This is a genomic window from Nitrososphaera sp. (assembly GCF_037447015.1).
Lineage (GTDB): Archaea > Thermoproteota > Nitrososphaeria > Nitrososphaerales > Nitrososphaeraceae > Nitrososphaera.
The window spans coordinates 1-7,079 of record NZ_JBBIHK010000064.1 but is presented as its reverse complement, the minus strand read 5'-3'; the positions used below and the strand labels follow the sequence as shown (position 1 = coordinate 7,079).

The following is a 7,079-nucleotide window of genomic DNA, read 5'->3' as shown; positions in this document are numbered from 1 at the left end:
CCCGCGACCTCTCGCTTGCGAAGCGAGCATTACTACCCCTGAACTACCAGCCCGCGGATTTTCCTGCTAGGCTCCCCGAATATAAAACATCAGGATAGTCAGTCGCTGCTGCCGCTACTGCGGTGCATGCCTGCGATCATCTTTTCTGTCAGCGCCACCACAAGGGGGCTCTCGCTGTATATGGACGCGCCGACAGCGTCGTACGGGTTCAGCTGGTCATCGTCGACCACCTCCATTATCAGCGCCCTGCTGCCATCCACCACCATGGCGGTGAGGGCGACGCTGCCCTGCGACACACGATAGGTGACGTTGCCAAGCCCGCCGAGCATGGCAGCCATCCCGCCAGGCTCCAGGTCGCCGTCTGCCACAGGAGGAGGAGGCGCAACCACTTCGACGCTTACCCCCTTTCCAGACATCTCTGCAAAAAAGGCGCGGTCATGCATTCTCAGAAACCTCTTGAGGCCCTGCGGCGACGAAAAGAGGCACACGACCCTGCTCTTTGCAGACTCTAGCATAGAGTGCGCCTGCCTGATCGACTCTTTTCCGGTTGCAAGCTTCTGGATGGCGACCGGCTCTGCGTCCTGCAGCTCGGCAATGCGCACATCAGCTTCTTTTGCGCCGGCCCACAGCTCCTCGAACAGCTGGCGGTGGTATTCGATGAGCGGCGGGGTGTTTGTCGCAAGAAGTCGGGCCTGTCCGCCTTCGCCGGACCTGTCAACCACGTGGAGCACCGCGTCTGAAAGTATGAACGCAAACGGCATGCGGTCTACGTGCCGTATCTGCGCGCCCTTTTTCATGAAACTTTGGACCAGCCCAATGTCCTGCCGCTCGATAGGGCCAAGCCACCTGATGCTGTTGTTATTGCTGCTGCCGCGGCTGTGCCGGCCGGCGGCAAGATACGCCGCAAACATGCCGTGCACGGCAGACAGGCTGGAAAACGGCAGCATGACCCGCATGGCGTCAGAAGACCTGAGCTGGGCCGCGACGCGCTCATAGATCTCGCCGGTGGCGCCGACGCTTTCGACAAACTGCTGCCCTGCCCTCCTGCTGCTGTAGAAATCCTGCGCGGCGGGCTGGCCGCCCTGCAAGCCGGTGATGACCAGCGGGCACCCGTCAGGTGCAGAGTGGATCACCCGGCACATCGACCTGTCGCACAGGGACCGGCCATAATCGAGGAGGCGTGCGTTTGCAAGGACATAGCTTGTGCCGCTGCCGGTCAGCGAGTACAATATCATGGTACGGCCATCGCCCGGCGCGATCGTCTTTTTGACCAGCCCAAGCCCCTCTGTCTCCTTGAGGACCCTTGCAAGCGTCGGAGACCCAAGGCCGTCAAAGAAATGGAGGAAATCGCCAAACCTGACGGCGGCCCCCCTCTTGTGCAGTAGCGAGAGGATTGGCAGGAACCACCGCCTCCTCACCATGCCCGTCTTTTCCTCTATCGGGCAGCCTTGGCTGTACTTGCAGCGCAGCAGCTGTTCGTTGCCGCTGCCGTGTGATCTGTGTCTGTCCCTCAAGCTATACGCCGGCACTGGCGACAGCCATATAAAATGAGTTTGATTTCAAAAATGATACACACTACTGTCCCGGATACAAACGCTATTTAACCAACCAGCGGCGCTTTTGTTTCCGATAATTGAAGACGGACAAGATGACGCTTACCGAGCTTTTTGCAGGCTTTTTTGACGCGCGCCCAAGCTCGCTCCTTGTGAGGGGCGCGCCCGGCGCAGGCAAGACCACGCTATGTCTGGAACTCTTGCGGCTTTTCAGCGACAGGTTTGCAGGCTGTTACATATCGACCCGCGTCTCGATAAGAAAGCTGGAGGCCCAGTACCCGTGGCTCAAAAATTCGGCCCAGCTGATCTCCTCCGAGAACCAGGACAGCCTCGCCGTTACGGCAGATGGCGGCGAGCAGCAAAAAGACATGCGCTTTGGCAGCCTGTCGTCGCTGATAGGCGAGGTGCTTGAAAAGGCGAGCAAGAAGAACGCGCTCATAGTCCTTGACAGCTGGGACTCGATAGCAAAAGAGTACTCGTACGAGGAAAAGATACGGTCTGAAAAGAGCGTGACTGCTATAGCAGAGGCGCATGACTCGACCCTGGTGTTCACAAGCGAGGAGCCCGAATCCAACACGCTGGCGTACATAGCCGACGGCATAGTCACGCTTGGGTTTGACAGCCTCAACTACCAAAAGATCCGCAGCATGACGATAGACAAGATGAGGGGGACAGAGATCCCCACGCACCACGTCCTCTTTTCGCTCGTAGGCTCGCGCTTTACCATCCTCCCAAGGGTCGCAGTCCCGCAGCTGGGCCAGAGGCAGGTCTTTCCGGCGCGCTCGATTTGCCACCCAGACTATGTGTCGACGGGCAACTCGCACCTGGACGCCGCGCTGGGAGGTGGGATGAGGAAGGGCAGCGTGGTGCTCCTCCAGCTTGACCACGAGATAAACCGCATATCGATTGCGCTCATCCTAGCAAACATGATCCTGAACAACCTTCGGACTGGAAATCCGTCCATGGTGATAAGCACGCCTGACAGGAGCCCAAGGAGCGTTCTGAGGTACATAGAGCCATTTGTGGAGGAAAAGGAGATGGACGGCTTCAGGCTGTATTCGCACGAGCCGGATGACAGCGTCCCACAGATAAGGCCGCTGAAGGACAGCCTGCAGCAGAACTTTGAGAACTGCTCGGAAGACTATGCCACGATCAAGCGCCGGTACGGCGGCAAGTCCACGCTCGTCCTCACCTACGACCTGGGCCTGAACGAGATAAAATACTTTGACAGGATCACAGAGCTCGAGTCGAGGGTGATTGACGTTGCAAGGAAGGTGAGGTCGTCAAGGGACATACTGGTCCTGCTCAACAGGACGGGGTCCCACTCGCTTACGCTGAGCAAGACCCTGAGCGACGTGCACCTGCACATATCAGAGATAGACGGCGTGCCCCTGGTCAGCATCCTGAAGCCGCCTGCCTCGATCAAGACCTACGCGCTGACGGTGGAATCCGGAGAGTACCCTGCTTACTCGCTGATGAAGATCTCATGAACAAGCACCCGCCTGCAAAAGAAGAAGGAGAGAAAGACTGCGAAAGGATAGGCAGGGAGGTGGGCAGGATGGCGTCGGAGCTGCTCGCAAACACCCTCGGGCAGAGCGCCGTGGCGGTGCTCGACTCGTACATGAAAGGCAGGTTTGGCGCCGGGATAGAAGAGATCGCCTTCATGCCAGAGCAGGTGTTTGAAGGCATCAGCCAGATAGTACAGGGCAGCACGCCCATCATTGGAAAGGTCATAATTTCCAGCTGCTACGGCCGCTACGGGCTTCCACCACCACAGGACGATTCTTCCGACCCCGCCGGCGCCATACGCCGGCTCATGCGGACCCTCGGCTGCGAAGAAGGCTCGCAGGCGATAAAATCATAAGCGCATGCACCCCCACCCACTGTCACAGCGGCTGCGTATACACCCCATGGCAACAAACAGCAACTCTTGCGACACGATAATCGCCAACGCCTCGGTCGTGATACCAAAGGTAGGCATCGTAGAGACAGACATTGCGATAAGCGACGGCAGGGTAATGTCGTTAAAGCCCGGTAAAAACATGCAGGCGTCGCGGCGCATAGACGCCCGGGGCAAGTACGTCCTTCCGGGGGCAATCGACCCGCACGTCCACTATGGCGTCTACACCCCAATAGAGCAGGCTGCAAGGACAGAATCAAGGTCGGCGGCGGTCGGCGGCGTGACTACCATGATGCGCATGCTCAGGCTCTACGACGACAGCTACCGCGCAGTCGAAAAACAGCTGCAGGCCAGCAGAAATTCCCATTACGTCGACTATGCCATCCACGCGTCGATACTGAAAAAGTCGCAGGTAAAGGACATACCCTACCTGAAGGGGATTGGCATCAGCTCGCTGAAAATATACATGAACCTGGGCGCCGACCTGAACCACATCTACATGGACCTTGACCCCGGCGAGCCGGCGGCAGTCAAGGACGGCGAGGTGGACATGGACGACCAGCTGCTGTCGGCCATAGTCGAAGAGGGGGCAAAGGCAAACTCGACCATCCTCGTCCACGCCGAAAACCCGGCGGTATGCTCCGAGCGCATCAGGCGCGGCAAGGCGCAAAACATGTCTGATCTGAAGGCGTGGTCCGACTGCAGGCCGCCCTCGTCTGAAGCCGAGAGCGTCGCCAAGGTCTCGGCGCTTGGCCGCAGGTTCGGCGCAAGCCTCTATTTCGTGCACATCGGCTCCAACGCTGCCCTTGACGCCATAATAGCAGAGAGGGAGAAGGGCGGGGCGAGCTATTACATCGAGACCTGCCCCCAGTACCTTACGCATACTGTAGATTTTGCAAGCCTGACAGGCAAGGTCGTCCCTCCCATTCGCTCAAAGAGCGACGTCCAGAGCATCTGGTCGGCGCTGCGAAACGGCGTCATCGACACCGTGGGGACCGACCACGTCGCAAACAGGCTCGACTTAAAGATGGGCAGGGGCGACCTGTGGTCGGCGCTTGCAGGGTTCCCCGGCATCGCGACCATGCTGCCGGTCCTGCTCGACCACGGCGTCAACATGGACAGGATAGGCATCGAGCGCGTGGCAGAGCTGACCAGCTACAACGCGGCAAGGATATTTGGCATGTACCCGCGCAAGGGGACGATACAGGTTGGGTCCGACGCCGACCTTGCCATCGTGGATCTCGACCTGGAGCAAAAGGTCACGCCCGAGCTCCTCCAGTCGTACTCTGACTACACCATCTATGACGGGTGGAAGCTGAAGGGCTGGCCGGTGCTCACCATTGTGCGCGGCAGGGTGGTGATGGAGGGCGGCCATGTGGACCCCGGCGCGCTTGGCCATGGCAGGTTCGTCGCTCGGTAAAAAAATCATTTGGCCGGCCGGGTCTTGTCCTCGACTCCAAATATCTTGTACCTTGAAAGTACCTTGTACATCAGGAAGACTATGAAGGCGATGATTAGAAAGTCGATGATGTTTGATATCAGGTCGCCGTAGGCAAAGGTGGACGTGACCCCGGTGGCGGTGTTGGTGACGTTTGCCGAAAGCGTCTTCAGGTTGCCTGACGGCAACGCAAGCCCCACTATCGGGTTGATGATGTCGTTGACAAACGCCGTGACCAGCTTTGACGAGGCGGCGCCTATGACGAACGCGATCGCAAGGCCGATGACGCCAAACGTCTTTAAAAAGCCGATGAACTCGTCCATCAGAGAGGAGGAGGGAGCTTTCTTTTCAGGCGGCGGATTTGATGACACACGCGGTGCAGCGTGACGGGAACGATAAAAGCTTATTGCAACGGAATTGCTAGTGACTGTTGGAAATCACTTCAAACGTGCCGTCGTTTTTTGCCTTGTAGCATATATCCGGAGTCCTCGTGAACAGCCCGACCTCCATCACGCCGGCAATGCCTTTCAGCTCAAGCTCCATCTTTTTCGGGTCCGAAATAGACTCAAACGTCGTGTCAAGTATCACGTTGCCGTTCTCTGTCACGAACGGGTAGCCCTTGTCAAGCACCCGCAGAGAGGGCCTTGCGCCTGCCCGGACAAGCTCCCTCGCCACCACGGTCCTCGCCATGGGGTGCACCTCTATCGGCACCGACCTTGAAAACGACCTGACAAACTTGGACTCGTCGGCGGCTATCACCACCTTTTTCGCAGACGATATGAGTATCTTCTCACGCAAGAGCGCACCGCCCCCGCCTTTTATCATGTTCAGCGCCGCGTCTATCTGGTCTGCGCCGTCAAACACCACGTCGATCTCCGGTATCATGCTCTCGTCTGCAAACCGCAGGCCGCTCTTTTCTGCCTCCATCTTGATCTGGAGCGATGTCGGTATGCAGTACAGGCTGCTGCAAAAGTCGAGGCTCGCCATCTCCCTGACAATGATGGCCGCCGTGCTGCCGCTTCCAAGGCCAACGACGTTCCCGGGCCTTATCAGCCTGACTGCGTCCCGGGCCAGCTTTTGGATGGCGGCGTCCTTTTGTTGCAGAGACAAGGCTGCTGCAGAGTGGGGACGAGTGGATATAAAAAGTTAGAACCTGCCACCTGTAGCGGCAGTGGCGTTGCCCTCCATCTTGCGCAGGTCGCGCCTCGGGCCGTTGATGCCCGGGTTCAGGTACCTGCTTGAAAGGTACTTCCTTATCTCATCAGACATGTTTGCCTGCCTGCCCATGCGCGCAATGCCCACGTGCAGGTCTGCCAGGCCCCCTGCCGGGACATCATTATCGTTCTGCCCAAGCACGTCGCAGAACATGGCAGTAGGCGTGCACACGGCCTGTATCCCGGTGCCCTTTTTAGTCCACTTTAGCATTCCAAGCTCAGAATCGATAGATTTTTCCCACGAAGGGTCGCTTTCAACCAGCCACCTCGGGATGCGGGTCTTTTCTTGCATCGGCGCTGCTTGCGGCGCCATTCCATTTATTGCTTTTGCTGGGCCGGCCGGATAGACAGAATATATATAGCGCGTGTTGCGCTAGGTTGCAGGATGGCAAAACGCGACAACACAAAGACCCATGCCTACAGCGCGCAGAGGTCTGGAAGCAAAAAGTATGCCAAGGCCGAGAGGCGCAAGCGCCACAAGCCAAGGTAAGATAGCATTCAGAGGCTTTTGAACGACGTTTCGCCGCGGGCCGCCCGGTGACGGATGCTGTCAAATCTGCGGCGGATGGGGCCGCAATGAGGGGATACTCCATCAGCTGCTAGTTTGACAGTACCCGGTGACGTAATATTTATATACTAGAAAAAAATATAAATATAGGCCTGCAAAGGAACAGGAATTTTGGTGAATAGAAATTGGTAAAAGATGTATCCATGTTCGGTGACCGTTGCCCGCGTTGCGGCAAAGGTTCCATGGTGACAGACAACTCTAGCGGAGAAATGTTTTGCGGTAACTGTGGTTTCGTAGTCAGTGAGAGGATAGAGGAGCTCGGCCCGGAGTGGCGCGCCTTCTCAAAGGAGGAGCACGAGGACAGGAGCAGGGCGGGCATACCCACGTCGCTTGCGATGCACGACATGGGCCTTGCCACCATCATAGGCCCCGTGGACAAGGACGCGTCGGGCAAGCCGCTGTCCGC

8 protein-coding genes are annotated in these 7,079 nt (G+C 57.9%); 4 read left to right on the top strand and 4 right to left on the bottom strand.

Going from position 1 to position 7,079, the window contains the following annotated elements; genetic code table 11:
* Nucleotides 1-98 precede the first annotated feature (98 nt).
* Nucleotides 99-1,514: a hypothetical protein gene (locus WKI84_RS12775; RefSeq protein ID WP_337863945.1), complete on the bottom strand. Its 1,416-nt coding sequence runs from the start codon at nucleotides 1,512-1,514 to the stop codon at nucleotides 99-101.
* Between the two features lie 119 nt (nucleotides 1,515-1,633).
* Between WKI84_RS12775 and WKI84_RS12770 the strand changes: the two genes are divergently transcribed.
* Genes WKI84_RS12770 through WKI84_RS12760 form a run of 3 tightly spaced genes read left to right on the top strand, consistent with a single transcriptional unit; the run spans nucleotide 1,634 to nucleotide 4,873 of the window.
* Nucleotides 1,634-3,043 (top strand): ATPase domain-containing protein, encoded by a 1,410-nt coding sequence (locus WKI84_RS12770; RefSeq protein WP_337863944.1) that lies wholly within the window; start codon nucleotides 1,634-1,636, stop codon nucleotides 3,041-3,043.
* Nucleotides 3,040-3,417 carry a hypothetical protein gene (locus WKI84_RS12765; protein ID WP_337863943.1) on the top strand — a complete coding sequence of 126 codons (378 nt, stop codon included), beginning with the start codon at nucleotides 3,040-3,042 and terminating at the stop codon, nucleotides 3,415-3,417. The genes WKI84_RS12770 and WKI84_RS12765 overlap by 4 nt, the downstream gene beginning before the upstream one ends.
* Nucleotides 3,418-3,463: 46 nt before the next feature.
* On the top strand, nucleotides 3,464-4,873 hold the full coding sequence (locus WKI84_RS12760) for an amidohydrolase family protein (RefSeq protein WP_337863942.1): 1,410 nt from the start codon (nucleotides 3,464-3,466) through the stop codon (nucleotides 4,871-4,873).
* Between the two features lie 5 nt (nucleotides 4,874-4,878).
* On the opposite strand, the gene WKI84_RS12755 is transcribed toward WKI84_RS12760, so the two are convergent.
* Genes WKI84_RS12755 through WKI84_RS12745 form a run of 3 tightly spaced genes read right to left on the bottom strand, consistent with a single transcriptional unit; the run spans nucleotide 4,879 to nucleotide 6,418 of the window.
* Nucleotides 4,879-5,262 carry an MscL family protein gene (locus WKI84_RS12755; protein ID WP_337863941.1) on the bottom strand — a complete coding sequence of 128 codons (384 nt, stop codon included), beginning with the start codon at nucleotides 5,260-5,262 and terminating at the stop codon, nucleotides 4,879-4,881.
* Nucleotides 5,263-5,311: 49 nt separating this feature from the next.
* Complete coding sequence (rpiA, locus tag WKI84_RS12750) at nucleotides 5,312-6,001, bottom strand: ribose-5-phosphate isomerase RpiA (protein ID WP_337863940.1); 690 nt, start codon at nucleotides 5,999-6,001, stop codon at nucleotides 5,312-5,314.
* 36 nt (nucleotides 6,002-6,037) lie between these two features.
* Nucleotides 6,038-6,418 (bottom strand): hypothetical protein, encoded by a 381-nt coding sequence (locus tag WKI84_RS12745; RefSeq protein WP_337863939.1) that lies wholly within the window; start codon nucleotides 6,416-6,418, stop codon nucleotides 6,038-6,040.
* A 437-nt stretch (nucleotides 6,419-6,855) separates the two neighbouring features.
* Here WKI84_RS12745 and WKI84_RS12740 point away from each other — a divergent pair.
* Nucleotides 6,856-7,079: TFIIB-type zinc ribbon-containing protein (locus WKI84_RS12740; RefSeq protein ID WP_337863938.1), on the top strand; the 224-nt coding region annotated here is incomplete at its 3' end.